This is a genomic window from Brachyspira hyodysenteriae ATCC 27164 (genome assembly GCF_001676785.2).
Taxonomy (GTDB): domain Bacteria; phylum Spirochaetota; class Brachyspiria; order Brachyspirales; family Brachyspiraceae; genus Brachyspira; species Brachyspira hyodysenteriae.
On sequence record NZ_CP015910.2, the window covers coordinates 1378540 to 1399625 of the forward strand.

The 21086-nt window shown below is 27.0% G+C and carries 18 protein-coding genes; 11 read left to right on the forward strand and 7 right to left on the reverse strand.

From position 1 onward, the window contains the following. Positions 1–64: 64 nt before the first annotated feature. A complete protein-coding gene (locus BHYOB78_RS06180) occupies positions 65–1099 on the reverse strand; it encodes a LacI family DNA-binding transcriptional regulator (protein ID WP_020063527.1) in 1035 nt (344 codons plus the stop codon). Between the two features lie 143 nt (positions 1100–1242). On the opposite strand from BHYOB78_RS06180, the gene BHYOB78_RS06185 reads away from it, so the two are divergent. The 6 genes from BHYOB78_RS06185 (at position 1243) to BHYOB78_RS06210 (ending at position 9237) form a co-directional block, all read left to right on the forward strand. Further along, complete coding sequence (locus tag BHYOB78_RS06185) at positions 1243–2745, forward strand: type I restriction-modification system subunit M (RefSeq protein WP_020063528.1); 1503 nt, start codon at positions 1243–1245, stop codon at positions 2743–2745. Positions 2746–2777: 32 nt separating this feature from the next. Continuing rightward, positions 2778–3191: a nucleotidyltransferase substrate binding protein gene (locus tag BHYOB78_RS06190; RefSeq protein WP_239649053.1), complete on the forward strand. Its 414-nt coding sequence runs from the start codon at positions 2778–2780 to the stop codon at positions 3189–3191. After that, positions 3191–3499, forward strand: coding sequence for a nucleotidyltransferase domain-containing protein (locus tag BHYOB78_RS06195; RefSeq protein ID WP_020063530.1), 309 nt, complete (start codon positions 3191–3193; stop codon positions 3497–3499). Before BHYOB78_RS06190 ends, BHYOB78_RS06195 begins: the two co-directional genes overlap by 1 nt. Positions 3500–3501: 2 nt before the next feature. Further along, a complete protein-coding gene (locus BHYOB78_RS06200; RefSeq protein ID WP_020063531.1) occupies positions 3502–4722 on the forward strand; it encodes a restriction endonuclease subunit S in 1221 nt (406 codons plus the stop codon). Between the two features lie 263 nt (positions 4723–4985). Then, on the forward strand, positions 4986–8051 hold the full coding sequence (locus tag BHYOB78_RS06205) for a type I restriction endonuclease subunit R (RefSeq protein ID WP_020063532.1): 3066 nt from the start codon (positions 4986–4988) through the stop codon (positions 8049–8051). A 658-nt stretch (positions 8052–8709) separates the two neighbouring features. Beyond that, positions 8710–9237 (forward strand): hypothetical protein, encoded by a 528-nt coding sequence (locus tag BHYOB78_RS06210; RefSeq protein ID WP_020063533.1) that lies wholly within the window; start codon positions 8710–8712, stop codon positions 9235–9237. 233 nt (positions 9238–9470) lie between these two features. Here the strand turns inward: BHYOB78_RS06210 and BHYOB78_RS06215 are convergent, their stop codons facing one another. After that, positions 9471–10166: a YggS family pyridoxal phosphate-dependent enzyme gene (locus BHYOB78_RS06215; protein ID WP_020063534.1), complete on the reverse strand. Its 696-nt coding sequence runs from the start codon at positions 10164–10166 to the stop codon at positions 9471–9473. Positions 10167–10363: 197 nt separating this feature from the next. On the opposite strand from BHYOB78_RS06215, the gene BHYOB78_RS06220 reads away from it, so the two are divergent. The 3 genes from BHYOB78_RS06220 to BHYOB78_RS06230 all read left to right on the forward strand — a co-directional run bounded on the left by BHYOB78_RS06220 (position 10364) and on the right by BHYOB78_RS06230 (position 13774). Further along, positions 10364–10819: a YaaR family protein gene (locus BHYOB78_RS06220; protein WP_012669990.1), complete on the forward strand. Its 456-nt coding sequence runs from the start codon at positions 10364–10366 to the stop codon at positions 10817–10819. Continuing rightward, entirely contained in the window at positions 10816–11514 is a 699-nt protein-coding gene (tsaB, locus tag BHYOB78_RS06225; RefSeq protein WP_012669991.1) for a tRNA (adenosine(37)-N6)-threonylcarbamoyltransferase complex dimerization subunit type 1 TsaB, read from the forward strand. Before BHYOB78_RS06220 ends, tsaB begins: the two co-directional genes overlap by 4 nt. Positions 11515–11662: 148 nt before the next feature. Continuing rightward, positions 11663–13774 carry a methyl-accepting chemotaxis protein gene (locus tag BHYOB78_RS06230; protein WP_020063535.1) on the forward strand — a complete coding sequence of 704 codons (2112 nt, stop codon included), beginning with the start codon at positions 11663–11665 and terminating at the stop codon, positions 13772–13774. Between the two features lie 74 nt (positions 13775–13848). On the opposite strand, the gene mnmH is transcribed toward BHYOB78_RS06230, so the two are convergent. The 3 genes from mnmH to BHYOB78_RS06245 all read right to left on the reverse strand — a co-directional run bounded on the left by mnmH (position 13849) and on the right by BHYOB78_RS06245 (position 16356). Next, positions 13849–14877 (reverse strand): tRNA 2-selenouridine(34) synthase MnmH, encoded by a 1029-nt coding sequence (gene mnmH, locus BHYOB78_RS06235; RefSeq protein ID WP_020063536.1) that lies wholly within the window; start codon positions 14875–14877, stop codon positions 13849–13851. 60 nt (positions 14878–14937) lie between these two features. Further along, the gene (gene trhA, locus BHYOB78_RS06240) at positions 14938–15612 is read right to left on the reverse strand and encodes a PAQR family membrane homeostasis protein TrhA (protein WP_020063537.1); all 675 of its coding nucleotides are present in this window, start codon (positions 15610–15612) and stop codon (positions 14938–14940) included. Between the two features lie 132 nt (positions 15613–15744). Continuing rightward, complete coding sequence (locus BHYOB78_RS06245) at positions 15745–16356, reverse strand: hypothetical protein (protein WP_020063538.1); 612 nt, start codon at positions 16354–16356, stop codon at positions 15745–15747. 204 nt (positions 16357–16560) lie between these two features. Between BHYOB78_RS06245 and BHYOB78_RS06250 the strand changes: the two genes are divergently transcribed. Together BHYOB78_RS06250 and trpS are read left to right on the forward strand one after the other, a co-directional pair. Beyond that, the gene (locus tag BHYOB78_RS06250; RefSeq protein ID WP_012669996.1) at positions 16561–17550 is read left to right on the forward strand and encodes a PSP1 domain-containing protein; all 990 of its coding nucleotides are present in this window, start codon (positions 16561–16563) and stop codon (positions 17548–17550) included. A 104-nt stretch (positions 17551–17654) separates the two neighbouring features. Then, positions 17655–18653 (forward strand): tryptophan--tRNA ligase, encoded by a 999-nt coding sequence (gene trpS, locus BHYOB78_RS06255; protein ID WP_020063539.1) that lies wholly within the window; start codon positions 17655–17657, stop codon positions 18651–18653. 77 nt (positions 18654–18730) lie between these two features. Here the strand turns inward: trpS and mltG are convergent, their stop codons facing one another. Together mltG and hisS are read right to left on the reverse strand one after the other, a co-directional pair. Further along, positions 18731–19738 carry an endolytic transglycosylase MltG gene (mltG, locus tag BHYOB78_RS06260; protein WP_020063540.1) on the reverse strand — a complete coding sequence of 336 codons (1008 nt, stop codon included), beginning with the start codon at positions 19736–19738 and terminating at the stop codon, positions 18731–18733. A gap of 78 nt (positions 19739–19816) precedes the next feature. Continuing rightward, complete coding sequence (gene hisS, locus BHYOB78_RS06265) at positions 19817–21067, reverse strand: histidine--tRNA ligase (protein WP_020063541.1); 1251 nt, start codon at positions 21065–21067, stop codon at positions 19817–19819. Between the last annotated feature and the right edge of the window lie 19 nt (positions 21068–21086).

Below are 21086 nucleotides of genomic sequence, written 5' to 3' on the forward strand. Positions count from 1 at the left end.
AGATAAATTTCATTATAAATTTATCTAATTAAATAATAAAATTGAAAAATAGAGTAGGGTAGAGTTACAATAAATTTTCTCTAAATATTACTTGTGTTTCTATATAGGTATATCTTTTATCAGGTATAGTTTTTGTAAGTAAATATTCAAATAAAACTTTTATTGCTCTGTATCCTTGCTCTTTTGGATTTTGTGTTATTGAAGCAACTATACCTCTGTCTAAAAGTCCTTCTTTTACAACATCTGAACAGTCATAAGTTATGATTTTTATTTTATTATATAAACCTAATTCTTTAATAGCATTAATAACATATTTACTAGTTTCTGCACCAGGGCATATAACAACATCGGTATCCATATGTTTTAATAAGTTATTTTTACTTTTATCAAAATTAAGATTATTATCTTTTTCCATTTCTATTATTGATTGTACATTTACATTTTTATAATCAGAATTAAGTCTGCTTACTAAACTGTCAACACGCTTTTTATTTCCAAGCATTTTATTGAAATTATTAGAAAAAACTAGTAAATTAATGTTGTTTCCATTTGATATAATATTTAAAAGTGAAGCGGCTATTTCTCCGGCTAGATCATAATTGCATCCTACATAAGCTATGCAGTCTTTACTATCAACAAAAGAATTTAAAAGCACTATTGGAAAATTATTATTATAAAGTTCAGATATTTTATTTTTTACTCTCTCATCATTTATGGCAACTATAGCCATAGCATTAGCTCCTTCATTAATAGCTTCTTCAATGAGTTCTAATTGATTATCAGCATCAAAGTCTTTACATCTTTTTATAATAATAGACATTCCAAATTCTTCTATCTCTTTTCCAGCTATTTCTATACCTCTAATGACATCTTCAAAAAATAAATTATTATAAGTATTAAGAACTGCAGCTATTTTAAATTTCTTCTTTCTAATGGCTAATGATTTGGCTATTTTATCTGGTTTATAATTTAATGACTTGGCAATATCCAATATTTTTTGCTCTACGTCATGATCTATGCGTCCTCTGTTATTTAAAGCTCTGTCAACTGTTCCTATTGAAACTCCTGCTAATTTTGCTATTTCTCTTATGGTAGCCATTTAAATTCCTTTTTATTGTATAATAAAATAATAAATATTTTTATTTTATATGTCAAATATTTTATTAAAAAAATAATTGTTGTAAGTATAATATTTTTATAGTATATTATATATTATAAATAGATAATTCGGAGTTATAAAAAATGCTTGCTTCAGAAAATGATAAGGATATAAAAAAAGAATTATGGGCTGCTTCTGATAAATTAAGAGGTAATATAGACGCTTCGGAATATAAGTATGTAATACTTGGACTTGTATTTTTGAAATATATATCTGATAAATTTGAAATAAGATATAATGAGCTTGTAAAAGAAGGCTTTGATATGCAAGATGAAATAGCAGCATACAGAGAAAAAAATATATTCTATTTGCCTGAGGAGTCAAGATTCAATTATATATCATCACATGCACGTTCTGATGAGATAGGTGCTATTATAGATGAGGCTATGCTTAAAATTGAAGAAAATAATACAAAATTGAAAGGCATACTTCCCAAAAATTACAGCCGTCCTGAACTTGATAAAAGAAGGCTAGGGGAGATAATAGATTTATTTTCTAATATAAAAATAGCCAATAAAAATAAAAAAGATATATTGGGAAATGTGTATGAATATTTTTTATCGCAATTTGCAACTGCCGAAGGAAAAAGAGGCGGAGAGTTCTATACGCCATCGCCAATAGTTAAACTTTTAGTTGAAATATTAGAACCATATAAAGGTAGAATATATGACCCTTGCTGCGGAAGCGGAGGAATGTTCGTACAGAGTGCAAAGTTTTTGGAGGCACATTCTGAAAGCGTAAATAATATATCAGTATACGGACAGGAAAGCAACCCTACAACTTGGAAGCTATGTAATATGAATGTAGCAATACATGGAATAGACGGCAATTTGGGAAGGAATAATGCGGATACTTTTTTTGAAGATTTGCATAAAAATTTGAAAGCGGATTATATATTAGCGAATCCTCCTTTTAATATGTCAGATTGGGGAGCAGATGCTTTAAAAGATGATTATCGCTGGAAATGGGGCATTCCTCCAAATGGAAATGCGAATTACGGCTGGCTTTCTCATATAGCGTCAAAATTATCAGAAAGCGGTAAAGCTGGTGTGGTATTAGCAAACGGCTCTCTTTCTACTCAAACATCAGGCGAGGGTTTAATAAGACAGAATATGATAAAAGATGATTTGATAGAATGCATAATATCTCTTCCTACTCAATTATTTATATCAACTCAAATACCTGTTTCATTATGGTTTTTGAATAAGGATAAAAAGCAGAAAGGACATATACTTTTTATAGATGCAAGAAATTACGGTAGAATGGAGAGCAGGGTTCAGAGGGTTTTAGATGATGATGATATAGAAGCAATAGCAAAAACTGTTCATAGCTGGCAGAAAGGCAAAGGCTATAAAGATATAAAAGGATACTGCAAAAGTGCTTCTTTGGAAGAGATATCAAAAGAAGATTATATACTTACAACAGGCAGATATGTAGGGCTTGAAGAAGAGGATAATAAGGAAGAAGATTTTGATGCGAAGATGAAAGTTTTAACAGAAGAATTGGGCGAATGTTTTAAAGAAAGCAGGAAATTGGAAAAGATAATAAAGGATAATTTAGAGGAAATAGGCTATAGTATTAAATAATTTATAGCAGTTATATGAATATAGGATTTATTATGCCATTAAATGTTGAAACTTTAGAAAAATCTATAAAAGCATTAGAAAAATCTATTAATGTATATTACAGCTATAAAGAAGATGAAAATAAAGATTTGATAGATACAATATCGTTAGGAGTAATACATAATTTTAAAATAGCTTATGAGAACAGCTGGAAATTAATGGCTAGATGGCTTGATGAAAATATTTCAGCTGATACATCACATAAAACTACAAAAAAGGGATTATTCAGCCTTGCAGGCGAATATTTTTTAATAGATGATGTAAATATGTGGATAGAATTTCATAATGCTAGAAATAATACATCGCATAGATATTATGGGATTTTATCTCATGAAGTTTTAGAGTATGCATTAAAATTTCCAAGTTATGCAGAATATCTTTTAAATAATTTAAAGGAAAAAGTATAATGCTATCAATACCATATAATGATATAGAAATAATAAATAAAATTTTATCTTATAATATAAAGTCTGGTAAAGTTTATGCTTTTGGTTCGAGATATAAGTGTACTAATAGAAAATTTTCGGATTTGGATTTAGCTATTGATTTAAATAGGAAGATGAGTATAAATGAAATAGAGAATTTGAAATATGATTTTGAAGAAAGCGATTTAAGTTATAGGGTAGATATTATAGACTATAATAATATAAGCGAAGAGTTTAAGCAAATAATAGACTCAGGCAGCGAAATAATTTATAGCAGGAGTTTTTTATAATAATGAAAGAATTAAAAGAAGATTGGCAGGAAGTCAGGCTAGGTGATTTGGGTGAGATTGTAACAGGTAATACTCCACCAACAAAGAATACAGAATATTTTGGAAACGATTATAATTTTGTAACACCAAGTGATTATAAAAATTTAAATAAATATATTTCTCATACTGAAAGAGGAATTTCAAAATTAGGGGAAAATAAATTTAAAAATAAAATGCTTCCACCTAATTCAATAATGGTAACTTGTATCGGTTCAGATATGGGGAGAATATTAATTAATAAAAATAGAGTATTAACTAATCAGCAAATAAATTCTATTATTGTTAATCCTGATAAATATTTTTATGATTTTATATATTATATGTTGGTTAATAATTCTAGTATTATTAAAGCTTCTGTAAGTGGAACTGCTGTACCAATTTTAAATAAATCTGATTTTTCAAATTTAGAATTTAAAATACCTAATTTAGAAAAACAGAAGAAAATCGCCTCTATACTCTCATCGCTTGACGATAAAATAGAACTCAATAATCGTATGAATAAAATACTAGAAGAAACGGCACAGACTATTTTTAAGGAATGGTTTATTAATTTCAATTTTCCTAATGAAGAAGGTAAACCCTATAAAAAGAGCGGCGGCAAGATGATAGAAAGCGAGCTAGGGGAGATACCGGAGGGTTGGGAGGTTACTACATTAGAAAATATATTAAAAGTAATAAAAGGCAAAAAACCAAAGGAAACTCATATAAAAAAAACTGACTTATTAAATTCTCAATATCTTACAATAGATTGTTATAATAATTCAAATATAGAATATACTGAATATGTAGAAAAAATGTATGTTGATAAATTGGATATAATAATGGTAATGGATGGTGCAAGTTCAGGAAAATTATTTTATGGTAAAAATGGTATATTATCGTCTACAATGGCTAAATTTTATGTTGAAAATAAAAATATTAATGAAATTGTTTTTTTCTTTCTAAAAAAAATTGAAAATGAAATAATGTATCATACAACAGGTTCAGCAATACCTCATGCTAATAAACAGTTTATATTGAATAAAAAAATAGTTTTACCTCCAAAACAACTATTGAATCTAACAAATTATATTAAAACAATAAGAGAAAAAATCATTAGTAATATAGAAGAAAACAAAAAACTTGCCTCTATTCGTGATAGTATTCTGCCTAAACTTATGAGCGGGGAAATTCGTATAAAATAGGAACTTTATTTTACATAAAATGCTATAATTATTTGACTTTATACAAAATAAATATACACTATATAATATAGCTGTTAAAAAATTATTTTGAATATAAAAAATCTGCTAATATTATACTGCCTTTTAGTATAAAAATGCAGTCTTTTTGCTTCTTTGGGACACCAAAAGAAGTGGGGGGCGGGGCAAAGCCCTGCAATTATACCAAATTTAAAAAATTACTTTTTATAAATTAAATAATTTTCAGCATATATCGGAGTTTATTTATGAAGTATATATATGAGTCGGATTTTGAAGAAAATATTATAGACATGATTAAAAATCTTGGCTTTGAATATTATTCAGGCAGTGAGATACGAGAACAATTCCAATCTATGAATAGCAATAGAAATGTTGTTATTACCGAAATTTTATATAAAGCCCTTAGAAAAATTAATACTAAAGCTAATGATAAAGCCATTGATGAGGCTGTGAAATCTATTCTCGATCTTAAGGAATTAAATTATATAGATAAAAATAAAACCTTTCAAAAATATCTTTCTTTCGGAATTGAAGTTAATTATTTTGATAATGAAAATAAATCCACTTATATAAAATTAGTTGACTATAAAAATATAGATAATAATTATTTTTGGGTTGTAAATCAGCTTTCTATTAAAGATGTTGAAGATAAAAGACCTGATGTGATAATATATTTGAATGGGCTTCCTGTTGTGTTTATGGAGCTTAAAAATCCTGTGAAAGATGATGAAACTATAGATGAGGCATATACTCAAATAAAAAATTATATGGAGAATTGGATATCTAATCTTTTCTATTATAATGCTTTTTGTGTTATCACTGACGGAGTGCATGCTGAAGTGGGTACTATAACGGCAGATAAAACAAGGTTTATAGCTTGGAAAAGAGAAAGCGAAGATATTGATGTTATAAAGAAAAATTCAGATATAAATCAGCAGTATAAAACCTTAATAAATGGAATGCTTCAAAAGGAAAGATTTTTGAATATTCTTCATTATTTTGTTTTTTATATAGAGAGCAATGAAAAAGCAAAAATAAAAATATTAGCAGCTTATCATCAGTATTTCGCTGTTAATAAAGCAGTTGAAAAGATAAAAGAAGCTTATAATAAAAAGTCAAGGAAAGCTGGTATAGTTTGGCATACTACAGGCTCTGGAAAATCTTTTACTATGCTTATGGCAGCAAAGGTTATATCTCAAAATTTGGACAATCCTACGATAGTTATAATTACAGACAGAACAGATTTGGACGATCAATTATTTTTAACATTTTCAAGTGCTAGAAGTACATATTTAAATAATACACCTGAAAAAATAGAATCGAGACAAGATTTAATAAAAAGATTAAAGGGTATTAATTCAGGCGGTATAATATTTACAACACTTCAAAAATTTGAGCAGTATGACGAGGCATTATCCGAGAGAAGCAATATTGTATTGATGGTAGATGAGGCACATCGCTCGCATGACCTTGAAAAGTCCAAAATAAAAGACGGACAAATAAAATACAATATGTCTAAATATATTAATGATGCTTTCCCAAATGCTATAAAAATAGGCTTTACAGGAACTCCTATAGAATCAGATGACAGAAACACAAAAGATGTATTCGGTGATTATATAGATTGTTATGATATGACGCAGGCGGTTGAAGATGATGTTACAGTGCCTATATATTATGAGGGTAGGGTGAATCATTTAAAACTTGATGAAGAGATGTTAAAAAAAGCTGATGAAGAATACACGATGATGCTTGAAAATAATGAAGCCACTGAGGAGGCTATAGAAAAATCCAAAAAAGAACTTTCAAAAATGGATGCTATACTCGGTGCTGATGATGTTATAGATTCTTTATGCAAGGATATAATAGCACATTATGAAAAAAGGAAAAATGTTTTAATAGGAAAGGCATTTATTGTGGCATATTCTCGTCCTATAGGAATAAAAATATATAAAAAGATATTAGAACTTAAACCTGATTGGGAGAATATGATAAAGCCTGTAATGACAACATCAAATAAAGATCCAGTAGAGTGGGGGAAAATGCTCGGAAGTAAATCGCATAGGGATAATTTAGCAAAAGAGTTTAAAGATAAAACTTCAAACTTTAAAATAGCTGTTGTTGTTAGTATGTGGCTTACAGGTTTTGATGTTCCGCCGCTTGACACGATGTACATATACAAGCCTATAGCAAATCATGATCTTATGCAGACAATTTCTAGAGTTAATAGAGTTTGTAAGGATAAAGATGCAGGACTTTTAGTTGATTATATTGGTATAGCTGATAATCTTAAAAAAGCTATGAAAGATTATACTAAAAGAGATATAGATAATTACGGTGATATGGATATAGCCAAAATGGCATTGCCTAAGTTTAAAGAAGCTCTTGAGTATATAAGAAACATTTTCAAAGATATAGATTATTCCAGCTTTTATACTTGTTCAAGCAGCGAAAGAATGGATATTATACTAAAATTATCTGATCATATATCATCACTTGAAGAAGCAGGAAAGAATGATTTTTTTGATAAGGCTGTACAATTAATGAAGGCTGAAAAATTATGCAGAAGTATAATAACAAGAGAAGAATCTGTTGAAACGGCATTATATGAGTCTGTTAAAGTTATAATAAATAAAATTGAAAATCATCAAAAACTATCAATAAAAGATATTAATCAAAGAATAAATAAAATACTTGAAAACAGCATACAAAGCGAAGGTATTATGAATATATTTGAAGGCAATGAAGATTCTAAAGAGTTTTCATTGTTTGATAAAAAATATTTAAAATCAATAGCAAACATGAAGTATAAAAATATAGCATTGGAAGTATTGAATAAATTATTGAATGATAAAATAAAGGCCACTTTAAAAGTAAACATAATACAATCCGGAATATTTTCTGACAGAATTAAAAAGATAATGGAAAGATACAATAATAATGCTATAGATAATATTGAGGTAATAGATGAGCTTTTGAATCTTTCTGATGATTTGGATAATATAGAAAAAGAGGCAAATGATTTAGGGCTTACAAATGAAGAAAAGGCTATATATGATGCTATGCTTATTCCTATAAATTCTGATTATAATAAGGAAGAAATTAAAACAATGGCTAAAGAATTGGCTGTTATAATAGAAAAGAACTCTGAAGATATAGATTGGCAAAGCAAGGAATCCACAAGATCCAAAATGAAAATGGATATAAAGAGATTTTTGAAAATGCATAAATATCCTAAGGAGTTTGAAAATACAGCCTTAGATAATATATTAAGACAGGCAGAGAATTACGAGATATTAAAGTATAGCTAATAAGGTATAGTATTATGGGTAAATTTCAATAATTAAAAAGCATATATAAATGTATCCAAAAATAGTAAAAATACTGTTAATTTACAAGCTATAATATATAAGAACTATAATATATATAATTATTATATGATTTTGATTATAAATTAAAACTTATAAGTATATGAATATTATTGGTATTATTTTTGACAGAGTTTTTATATAGAATATAATAGATTTGATTTTTAGTGTGTATAGCTTAATATGCATGGTTTAAATAGTTTAATTAATAATAAGTTTATAATATAGAGCTATTATTATATATACTAATAATAGCGCATAGAATAGTAATATAGTTATAATGTAATAGTATAACTTATCAAAATAATCAAAAATTATATATCTAATAATAAATACCCCGGAAAAACAATAAATTTATATTCCGATAATGTGTATTATGTTAACTTATATATATTATTTTTTTATTGTATATGATAATACATTATATACCAAATATATATACGTTTATATGAGATATTAATATTATTGATGTATGGTAAATTTTAGTTTGACATAGCTCATATATTTTGATAATAATTTTATTAGTAATAAATTGAAGTTTTTTATTTTTTATAGTATAATCTAGCATTAATATATAAAATAATAATACGGATATGTACTAATGAAGAAAATAATACTTTTTTTAATATTAAGTTTAATGATTATATCATGCAAGAATGACGGCGGTTCTATATATGCTATGGAACAAAGATATAGAAATTTTTTGAATATACTTCCTGATGATGTAAAGAATGATTATACTTTAAACTCCGACAAATACGGTAACATGTATAAAGAATGGATTAATGAGTTTAATACTTGGACTGATAATATACTTAATGAAGAAGCTAAAAGAGAACAAGAAATATCAGCAAGAATAACACCTGATAAAATAGAATATGCTCTTGAAACTTTAACTAGTAAAGACTATGAAAGAAATTTACCTGTAGATCTTATGGCTAAAGTAAAAGCTCATACAGATCAATTATCTTTGAAAATAGACGAATTACAAAAAGATGAGGCTTTCTCAAATTCTATGATTAAATTAAAAAAAGATGAAGCTGTAGAGAATTTTACAACAGAAGATACTATATTCTATTATGTTTGGAATTATTTAATAACAATAGAAAGACCAAGACGATTTCAGTAATTATTATTTATTTTTATTTTCTTCTATAATATGCAGTATTTATATTAGTCTGAATACTTACTTTATTATTTAAAATAAATTTATCAAATTTAGTTAGAATGAATATTATATATTGATTAAATATTTTATAATTTTTATTTCCTAATAGGAATTCTAATTTTACTTTATATATAAAAAATCTAAAAAATTTTGTCTGCCCTAGCCTATTTTTATTATATAGATAATAAGTAATATTAAGAATATCCTAAAAAGCTGCTTCCAATTCTTATCATATTAGATCCATGTTTTATTGCAAGTTCATAATCAGATGACATTCCCATAGAAAGTATTGATAAAGGATTATTATATTGATTATTAATAGATTTATATATAGTATTTAGCTTTTCAAATTCTTCTTCAATAAGTAGTGAATTCTCACTATCTTTGCCTATACCCATTAATCCTTTAATAGATATATTAGACATTTTTATAATATTTTTATATACATCTAAATAATCGTTCAAATTAAATCCGCCTTTCTGATCTTCATCACTTATATTAAATTGTAATAATATATCCTGAATCTTATTATTTTTTAATGCTTCTTTATTTATACATTCAGCTATTTCAATAGAATCTACACTCTGTATTAAATCAGCGTATCTTACTATATATTTTACTTTATTTGATTGTATTCGTCCTATAAAATGCCATTTAACATTATTTTTAAATTGGGCAATCTCCCCTGCTCTATCTCTCAAGCTTTGAGCCTTACTTTCTCCAAGCGGTAAATCTATATCTAATGATAAAAATTCTTTTATGGTGTCAATAGAAGAATATTTACTAACAGCTATTATATTTATATCATATTCTATATTATATTTTTGCTTCGCTATATTAATATTATTTGATATTTGATTGTATCTTTCTAAAATTTCATTTCTATTCATAGTTACTTCCTTAAAGTCTTATTATATTATAAAACTTTTAATTTTTTTTTCAATTAATCGACTGAAAAGGAAAAATAAAGTAATAAAGTAAAATAGTAAAAATACGATTTATTATATGTTGTATATATTGAAATTTTATCTGATTCATGTTAAGTTAACATAATATATTAACAAAAATAAATTATGGAGAAAAAATAATGAGAGTTCAGGAAAGAAGAAATAGAGAAATGAATTTAAACAGTCTATTAATGACATCTCAGGATGCTTCTATGAAGGTAGCTGTTTCATCGTCTCCATTTGCTGCAATGCTCGAAGAAGAAAAGGAAATTAAAAGATATTCTTATGAATTAGATGAATTAAAAAGACAGATATATGATGCCGGAAATATGCTTGAAAAAAGTGCAAATATGAAAGATTTCCAGAAATTTAGAGATTTAATAAGATCATTAACAGATAAATTAGTAAAAGATGCCTACAGAATAAGAATTGTATCTTCATACATGAGAAGAGGACGTGAATATCAAGTGGTTTCTAAGATAAATGAAGAACTTGATTCATTGTATAGATTAATAATGTCAGAACAAAAAAACCATATAGCTATAGCAAATAAGGTTATGAGACTTAAAGGTTTAGTATTAGATTTAATGTCATGAATATATTAGCATTTGATACAGTATCCAGCAGTTTTTCAATAGCCTTGCAAAAAGATGATAATTCTATTATTGAATACAATAAAGAAGATGTAAGAAATCATAATGAGGAAATACTTCCTGTCTTAAATAACTTTCTAAAAGAAAATAATATCTCACTTAATAAAATTGATTATATAGTACTAGGAATTGGTCCTGGATCTTTCACAGCATTAAGAATAGCATTTGCAACGGTAAAAACCATTTGTTATGCTAAAAATATACCAATTATAGGAATTTCAAGTTTAGATACACTGTATGAAAATATAAAAGATTATGATGGAATAAAGGCTAGTATGATAGATGCCAGAAAAGGAAGTATTTATACAGACATATATTCTGGAAATAAAAAAATAAAAGAAAATTTAGATTTAACTTATGATGAATTTATAAATATAATTAATTCTATAGAAAATGATAATAAAATTCTTACTTTATGCGGTGACGGATTTTATAAAAATAGAGATTATTTTTTAGATAAATTAATAAATTATAAAATAAATGATTTAGATAAATCTTTTAATATAATAAAAGCTTCCAACAGTATAAAATTATCAATTCCCAAAATAAAATCAAATAATTTTGATAATATTTTCAATTTATTGCCTCTTTATTTGAGAAATAGTGAAGCTGAAAATAAAAAAATAAATGAAAAGTAATATAAAAATTATCTAATTATTAAAAATATATAAAAAATATCCGATAATTATTAAGATATATGAAAAATATATCTTGACTTCATAAAAAATATTGTTATTATATATATGAATTATAATATATTTGTAAAATAATTGTTGGAGTTTGAAAGTGAGAAAATTGCAATCCTTGAAAGTTAAAATCCCGTTCTTTGTAATGCTGCTTGTTACTATTATGACAATAATATTAGTAACATTAATAATCAATATAGGCTCTCAAGGAATAAGAAGTTCAGCTATATTTGGCTTTGAATCTACTACAAAAGTTTATTCAAGAATGATTAATGTATGGTTAGCACAAAACATATATCTTTCTGAATCAATAGCTGGAAGTTTCCCAGAATTTAGAAATTATATAGTATCAAGAACACCTGAAAATAAAGCTATAGTTGATGCCACATTAGTAAATGTTGTTAATAATAACCCTAGCATTGAAGGTATGGTATTATTAGACGGACAGGGTAATGTTATAGCTGATAGCTTAGGCGGTCAGATAATGAGTGTAGCTAGAAATTTCAGCGGAACAGAGTTATGGCAGAAAATTATGGCAGGAGAATCTTCAATGCATTATACAGTAGATCAGTCTCCAGCAGATTCTACTAAATGGGTTATTAAAATATTCTCTCCTTTAAAAGATGGAACAGGAAATATTATTGGTGCTTTATCAATTATGGTTGATTGGCTTAAGTTTATAGATAAAGAATTAAATTTGGTTAAATTAGGAAATACAGGGCACCCATTCATCGTAGATAAAGACAGATGGGTAATTGCTGACCCTATTCCTTCACATGTTAGAAGTGAAGTTTTAAGAAATGCTGATTATATTAAATATGCTGTAGAAAATGAATCGGGATATTATGAATTTAAATCTCCTTTTAATGATAAGGATTCAATAGCTACTTTCTATAAAGAGCCTATATCCGGCTGGTCTGTTGTTATGAGTATAGAATCAGCAGAATTATTTGCCCATATTACTTCAATGAAAAGATATGCTATTATTGGAACTATTGTTATATTAATAGTAGCTTCATTCTTTATAACTTTCTATATAGGCAGAATAACAAAAATATTGCATTTGTTAGCTGTTGATTTGAGCAGATTATCAACAGGAGATTTGACAATAAGTGCTCCTCCTGGATTTGAAAAGAGAAAAGATGAATGGGGTGAAATTGCAATAGCCATAAATGAAATTACTGATCAATTAAATGAAAAAGTAAGAATAGTATATGACGGAGCTTATACAGTAAAAGCATCTGCTAATGAGGTTGCTCAAGGTAATATAGACTTATCAAATAGAACAGAAAATCAGGCTTCAGGACTTGAAGAAACTGCTTCTTCTATGGAAGAGATTGCTTCTACAATTAAATCATCTGCTGAACATACTTTAGAAGGTAATAATATGATGATTAATTCTAAAAAAGCTATTGAAGAAGCTGGAAGAATCATAGAAGAAAGTACTCAAAATATTGAAGCTGTATATGAATCAAGTTCTAAAATTAGCGCCATAACTAAAATAATTGAAGATATAGCATTCCAAACTAATATACTTGCTCTCAATGCTGCAGTTGAAGCTGCACGTGCCGGAGAACAAGGAAGAGGTTTTGCAGTTGTTGCTTCTGAGGTTAGAAATCTAGCTCAAACAACTCAGACTTCTGTTAAAGATATTACTACTTTGGTAGCAGATTCTGAAGAAAAAATTGCAGCTGCTACAGAAACTGCAAGAGAATCTAAAGAAATATTCCAAAATTTAAGAGTTCAAATAGAAGAAACTGCAAAAATTATGCAGGATTTAAGTTCTACTGCTATGGAACAGCAGGCAGGAGTTGATCAAGTTAATATTGCTATTACTCAAATGGATATGACTACTCAGCAAAATGCTGCTTTAGTAGAAGAAGCTACAGCTGCTTCTGAAGCTTTATTCTCTCAAGCTGAAGAATTATTATCTGCTATGGAATTCTTCAAATTAAGAGGTTCTAATTATAAAAAGAATATAGCTAAAGTTGAAAGAAAAAAAGCTTCACCTACTACAGATTCAAAAGCAGTTCAAGAAAATAAACCTGCTACAAAATCTGAATTCAAAAAACCAGAATTAAAAAGTCCTATAAAAAAACATCATGAAGAAAAAATGCCTGCTCCAACTCCAGCTAAAACAGTAAAAGATAATGAGTTTGGCAACACATTTGATACTTCTAAAGATACTTCAGATGGTTTTGAATCATTTTAATCTTTATTAAATAATAAATAAAAAAGCGATAGAGTTTATTCTCTATCGCTTTTTTTATTTGCACTATATCATTTTTATATTTCTCTTATAATAGATTGAACTATGTTATCAAAATTATTATCTGTACATTTAATTGATACTAATTTATTTTCATTGATACTGAGTTTATATGCCTTATCATAATAGTAAAGCATATTAAGCACACATTCATATATATTTCCATTATCAAGTAATTCTAAAGATTCTTTTAATCTTTCTCCGCCTAAACGTTTTTTTATTTTTAGAATAGATTCTTTCAAATCATCAATACTATATTTTCCATATGTATTAACAATATATTCTGCTCTGCATTCTTTAGGAATGTCTAAATATATAATTTTTTCTGCTTCCCTCATTTTATTAAATAAAGATTTAGGTATTGCCCTTCTTCCTATAAGCAAGCTTTCATCTTCAAACCAAAGAGTAGAATCAATATCATATTTTAATAGTTCATAAGATAGATTATTTTCGAATTGCTCTTGAGAAGGCTGTTCTCCTTCATTTATCCAGCCAAAAGCAGAGCCTTTATGTTTAGCTATTTGTTCTAAATCTATTACATTATATCCTATAGATTTTAATTTATTTAATATTAATGTTTTTCCGCTTCCTGTTCTGCCTGTAAGTAAATATATTTTATAATCTCTTTCAAATGAATCTAATACATAATTCCTATATCTTTTATACCCGCCTTTTAATACATAAACTTCATATCCATAACTTGAACAAAGCCAAGCTGTTGATTCGCTGCGCATTCCGCCTCTAAAACAATGCATGAGTATTTTATTAGTAGAATTATATTTCTTAGCTATTTCATCAATAGTTTTTAATATACTAGTCATTCTAACAGATACATATTCTAATCCTTTTAATATCGCTTCTTTCCTTCCTATTTGTTTGTATATGGTGCCTACATCTTTTCTTTCTTCATCATTGAATAAATATACATTATGAGCATTTGGAATATGGGCATGATTATATTCTATTGGAGAGCGTACATCTATTATTGGTAATTCATCATAATTTGCAAATTTCAAAAATTCTTCTATATCAATAACTTTAACCATAATAACCTCTTATATAATTATGATAAATATAATATAGAAAAACTTAAAAAAGTAAAGACATTAATTTATAACATAGCTATATAAAAACCAATAATGGCAAAAAGATCCCATCAATACAAATATATGGAAAATATCATGAGTGAATTGCTTAGTTTTATCATTGCATTTTTTACCTAAAGCATATAAGAAAGCACCTATAGTATAAAATATTCCTCCCCATATAAGCCAATTTAAATGCAAAATATCGAATCTATTCATTAATGGTTCGAAGGCAAATATGATTATCCAGCCCATTAATATATATAAAACCAGTCTTAAAACTATATTTTTATATTTCATTACTGTATTAGATAATATTCCTATTAAAGCACATGACCATATAACTGATAGTATTAATATTCCTACATTTCTAGGAAGTGAAAATATACAAACAGGAGTATATGTTGCGGCTATGAATATGTATATTCCTATATGATCAAATTTTCTAAATATCTGTTTGACTTTACCATCAGGAAAGAAATGATATAAAGAGCTAAATGTATATAAAAATATTATACCAAGACCATAAATAATTATAGGTATAGAATTAACTTTTGTCTTTACAAGCATAAGAACAAGTCCTGCAATACCAAGTAAAGCTCCTATGCCATGGGATATTGCTGAGTATAGCTCCCCTATCTTTTTTGATTTATTAGATTTGTTTTGTATATCTATATAAAAAGCACTTTTCTCCATTTATATTCTCCTATACTTATAATATTAATCAATAAATAAAAAATATGAATGGAAAAAAATAACTATATTATTATATTATTAATAGCATATTATAACTATATAATAAAATTAATAATACATTTATTACATGTCTTAGAATAATTTTCCTATAATTTCTAACTCATTCCAATCGATTTCATGTTCTGTAGGTACAGGGTAAGAATTCCAATCTACATTTATGGCTGGTATCCATTCTTTGCCTGTGCCATAGCCATTTTTTCTAAGCCAATGCGATAATCTATCTTTATAATCTTCTCCATAGGTTTTTGCTATATATAAATTACCGTCTTTAAATGCCAAACCTATAGGAAGATAAATACTTGTATCAGAGAAAGTAGTTCTATTAAAATAATTATTCATATATAATGTAGAATAATCTTTTTTGTTTAAAGCATCTTCGTATAAATTAAATGAAGGTAAGCTTTCTATAATATAAGTTTTCAATGTAACATTTTTGTAATAAAATGCTTCATTAGATTCTTTCATTAAGAATAATTTATATTTTATTTTAGATTTATAACCATAAACAATATAATCCATATCTGCATTTTTATCAAATCTATAAATGTTTTGATAAATATCAGATGCTGATTTATTGGCTACATACTCTCTCCAATATATTACATTATTATTTAAATAAATTTCTGGTACAGTTAAACATGATAACATAAAAAAAAATAATGGAGACAATAAAAATAATTTCATAATCAACTGCAAATATTACATTATTAAGATATTATATGATATACTATATGAAATATTTATCAACTAATTTTATAATTTAATAATACATATTTTTTTTATGTCATTTTATTAAAAATAATACTTGCAATAATATCAACTTAAAAATAAAATATAGTAACTTTAATTATTATAATAATTTATCAGTAATGAAGCGGAGAGTATATAATGATAAAAAATATAGCTCATATAAAGTTCAGGGGATCTAATATTGGAAAATTTGAACATTTACATATAGAAAATATTAAAATAAAGGATGCTTGCGTTATAGAAACAGATGAAGGTATAGAAATAGGACATGTACTTAATTTTGAAGATATAGATGTAGATTTATTGGAAGAAGATAATAATAATTCAAATTCTGAAAGTACTGCAGAAAATAATGATGATATACAAGAAGATAATGAAGCTATTAATGAAGAGGAAATATCTGAAGAATTAAAAGACATTGCTGCAGAAGAAGAAAATAACAATATAAAAACTAAGAATAATAAAAATAAAATATTTAATATCCTAAGAATAGCAGATGATAAAGATTTAGAGCAGTACAAAACTAATATGGAAGATGCTGCTGAAGCTTTTAAGATATGTAAGGAAAAAGTAAATAATCATAATTTGGATTTAAAATTAATAAGTTCTTATTATTTTTTGGACAGAGCCAAACTTTTATTTGAATTTATAGCTGAGGAAAGAATAGATTTTAGGGAATTAGTTAAAGATTTAGCAGCACATTTCAAAACTAGAATAGAATTAAGACAGATAGGTGTAAGAGATGAAGCAAGATCTATAGGCGGATGCGGAATATGCGGAAGAGAATTATGCTGTAAAGTAATAAAGGGTAAATTTGAGACTATAACAATAAAAATGGCAAAAGAACAAGGTATGCTTTTAAACACAATGAAAATATCTGGACAATGCGGAAGACTTATGTGCTGTCTTGCTCATGAATATAAAGCTTATTGTGCTCTTAAAAAAGATTTGCCTAAAGTTGGTACAAAATTAGTATTTAACAATGTACCAGCTGTAATAAAAGAATTGAATCCTTTAAATAAAAAGCTGTTAATAGAAACAGAGGATAAAAGGCTTATATATATTAGTGTAAGCGATTTAAAAACAAATGAGGAAGGTTTTTTAATAGCTAATATAAAAGCAGAATAAATATTAGAGTATTTAGAATTTTGATTATATATAGGCATTGATTTTAATTTATTAATTCAAGCCTGAATATAGCAATAATGAAAAAAATTAAATGGAGCTAAAATATGTCAAAAAAAGTTATGTTAAGCGGAATACAGCCAACTGGTTCTCTTCATATTGGGAATTATCTTGGAGCTTTGAAGAATTGGGCTGATATACTTAATGATTATTATGGATTTTTTTGTATTGTTGATTATCATGCTATAACTGTTGAATATGATGTTACTCAAATGCAAAAAAGAATAATGGATGCAGCAGTTGAATATTTAGCATGCGGTTTAGATCCTAATAAATGTTCTATATTTGTTCAGTCAGATGTTAGAGCACATACAGAATTAGCTTGGATATTTAATTCTATTATACCTGTAGCTGAACTTGAAAGAATGACTCAGTACAAAGACAAATCAAGAAAGAATGTTGAAAATATTAATGCAGCACTTCTAACCTACCCTTCTTTAATGGCTGCTGATATTTTACTTTATCATCCTGATATAGTGCCTGTAGGAGAAGATCAGGAGCAGCATGTAGAGCTTACAAGAATGATAGTAAGAAAGTTTAATAATAGATATGGAGAATATTTCAAAGAACCAGATACTTATCATGGAAAAGTTTTGAGAATATTAGGTTTGGACGGACAAAATAAAATGAGTAAGTCTTTGAATAACCATATAGCATTATCTTTAACTGCTGAAGAAACAGAAAAATTAATAATGCAAAAGGCTATGACAGATACGAATAGAAAACTTAAAACAGATCCTGGTAATCCTGATATATGTAATGTTTATAGCTATCATAAAATATTTTCAAGTGAAGATGAGCAGAAAGAAGTTTGCGAGGGCTGTAAAAATGCTTCTATAGGATGCGTACAATGTAAGAGAATGCTTGCAAAAAATATCAATAATGAATTGGCACCTATAAGAGAAAATATCAATAAATACTCTAATGATAAAGATTATGTTTATGATGTACTTAAAGAAGGTGCAAAAAAAGCTTCTGAAGTAGCTGAAAAAACATTATATGAAGTAAGAAATTTAATGGGTTTAGTTGATTATAAAAGAAAATAAATAAAAATGTAGGGGGTTATATAAAGCCCCTTTTTATAAACTTAATTATTAATTTTGTATTATCTAATTACTATCAATTATTTTTTGAAAATATATCTATTAATATTTTCCACATGTTCTTCGTAAGTAACAGAAAATGCATGTTTTCCTGTTCCGTCTGCCACAAAGAAAATATAATCAGTATCTGCAGGGTTCAACGCTGCTTCTATAGCCTTAGCACCAGATGAACATATAGGTCCTGGAGGAAGTCCTGTGTTTTTATATGTATTATAAGGGTGTTCCATTCTTAAATCAGCATATTTTAGATTTGGTTTTTCTATATAATCACCTTTTACCAAAGTCATGGCATATATTGTTGTAGGATCAGCCTCCAATCTTTTATCTATTTTCAAACGATTATAATAAGCAGATGATATTAATCTAGGATCATCAAGAGGTCCCATCTCTTTTTCTACTATTGAAGCCATAGTAAGTATTTCATGTACATTTCTTCCCATTTTTTTAGCTCTTTCCTCTAAATCAGGAAATTGCTTAAAAAGTGAGTCTATCATATGCATAACTAATACTTTAGTTGGATTGCCTTTAACTATATAATAAGTGGAAGGGAATATATAACCTTCTATACTATCAGAAGGAATATTATATTTTTTTAATATCTCTTTATCATGACAAACTTCTAAGAACTCTTTTTTAGTAGTAAAGCCTTGAGATTCTAAATAAGTACCTATCTCATAAATATTTTTTCCTTCAGCAATAGTAAGTCTTACCATAGCCTGTTTTCCGCTATTAAGATGCTTCATGATATCTATCATATTCATGTTTCTGCTGACTTCATAATATCCGCTTAAAAGTTTTCTATCATATTTTAAATATTTAGCAAAAACAAGAAAGATTTTAGAATTTCTTATTAATCCTTGAAGTTCTAATTTTTTTGCTATACTGGAAGCACCTTCGCCTTGTTTTATTTCAAAGTATACTTTTTCATTATCTCCCCCAACAGGGCTAATCATATACTGAATGAATGCCACAGATGAAGCAGACACTATAGCAGCAAGGATAATTAATATAATAAATAGTTTTTTCATAATTTTCTCATTTTCTATTATGTAATTGTTTTTAGATAAAACAAATGATAATACAATATGTAATAATTTTTGACATAATTATTTTTCTATATTTTTATGTATATCATTTATAGATATTTCTTTTTCTTCTCCGCTGTCCATGTTTTTTAATTTGCACATACCTCTTTTGAATTCATCTTCTCCAAGTACAACGGCATATTTAGCATTTCTCTTATTAGCAGATTTAAATTGACTCTTAATTGATTTTACAGCAAAATCATAATCACAGCTTATATTATTAGCTCTTAAAGTCTGCATTATTTTTAACACTTCATTTTCAGTTTCTTTAAATGCTACAATAAAGGCATCAAGTCTATCATTTATTATATTGTTCTGATTTTCTAGTACAAGAAGCAGTCTTTCAATACCCATAGCACTTCCAACAGCAGGTACATCTTTTCCATTATTGAAGATTCCGATCAAATTATCATATCTTCCGCCTCCAAGTATGGCACTTTGAGCTCCTAAAGCATTTGTCTGAACTTCAAAAGCAGTTTTTGTATAATAATCTAATCCCCTAACAAGCATAGGATCAACAGTGAAATTCTGTCCTATTCTTGTAAGCTCTTCACATAATCTATCAAAATGCTCTTTACATTCATCGCATACATAATCATAGAATTTTGGTATGTCTTTTATAGTTTCTTTACATTTTTCATTTTTACAGTCTAATATTCTAAGTATATTACCCTCATATCTTTTCTGACATGTTTCGCAAAGTTCTTCTTTTCTGCTTCCAATAGCCTCTTTTAAAGCATTATTATAAGAAGGCTTACATTTAGAGCATCCTACAGTATTTATTAGCAGATTAACATTGTCAATACCAAATTCCTTTAATACATTTATATTTAGAAGTATGATTTCAGCATCTATCAAAGGAGATGAATTTCCTATACATTCAACCCCAAACTGATTAAATTCTCTATATCTTCCCTTTTGAGGACGTTCTGCCCTATACATAGTACCCAAATAAAATAACTTATTTATAGCAAACTCATTTTGCATAGAGTTTTCAACATAAGCACGAGCCACAGAAGCAGTACCTTCAGGTCTTAAAGTAAGAGATCTTCCGCCTCTATCCTCAAAAGTGAACATCTCTTTTCCTACTATATCAGTACCCTCTCCTATTCCTCTAGTAAAAAGGTCTGTATACTCAAATAAAGGCGTTCTTATTCTGCCATATCCATAAAGTTTTACTATATTTTTTATTTTATTTTCTATATATTCGAGTCTTTTTGAAGAATCATAGAAAAAATCATTTGTACCTCTAGGTTTTTTGATATCCAACATATTTACTAGTCCTAATTAT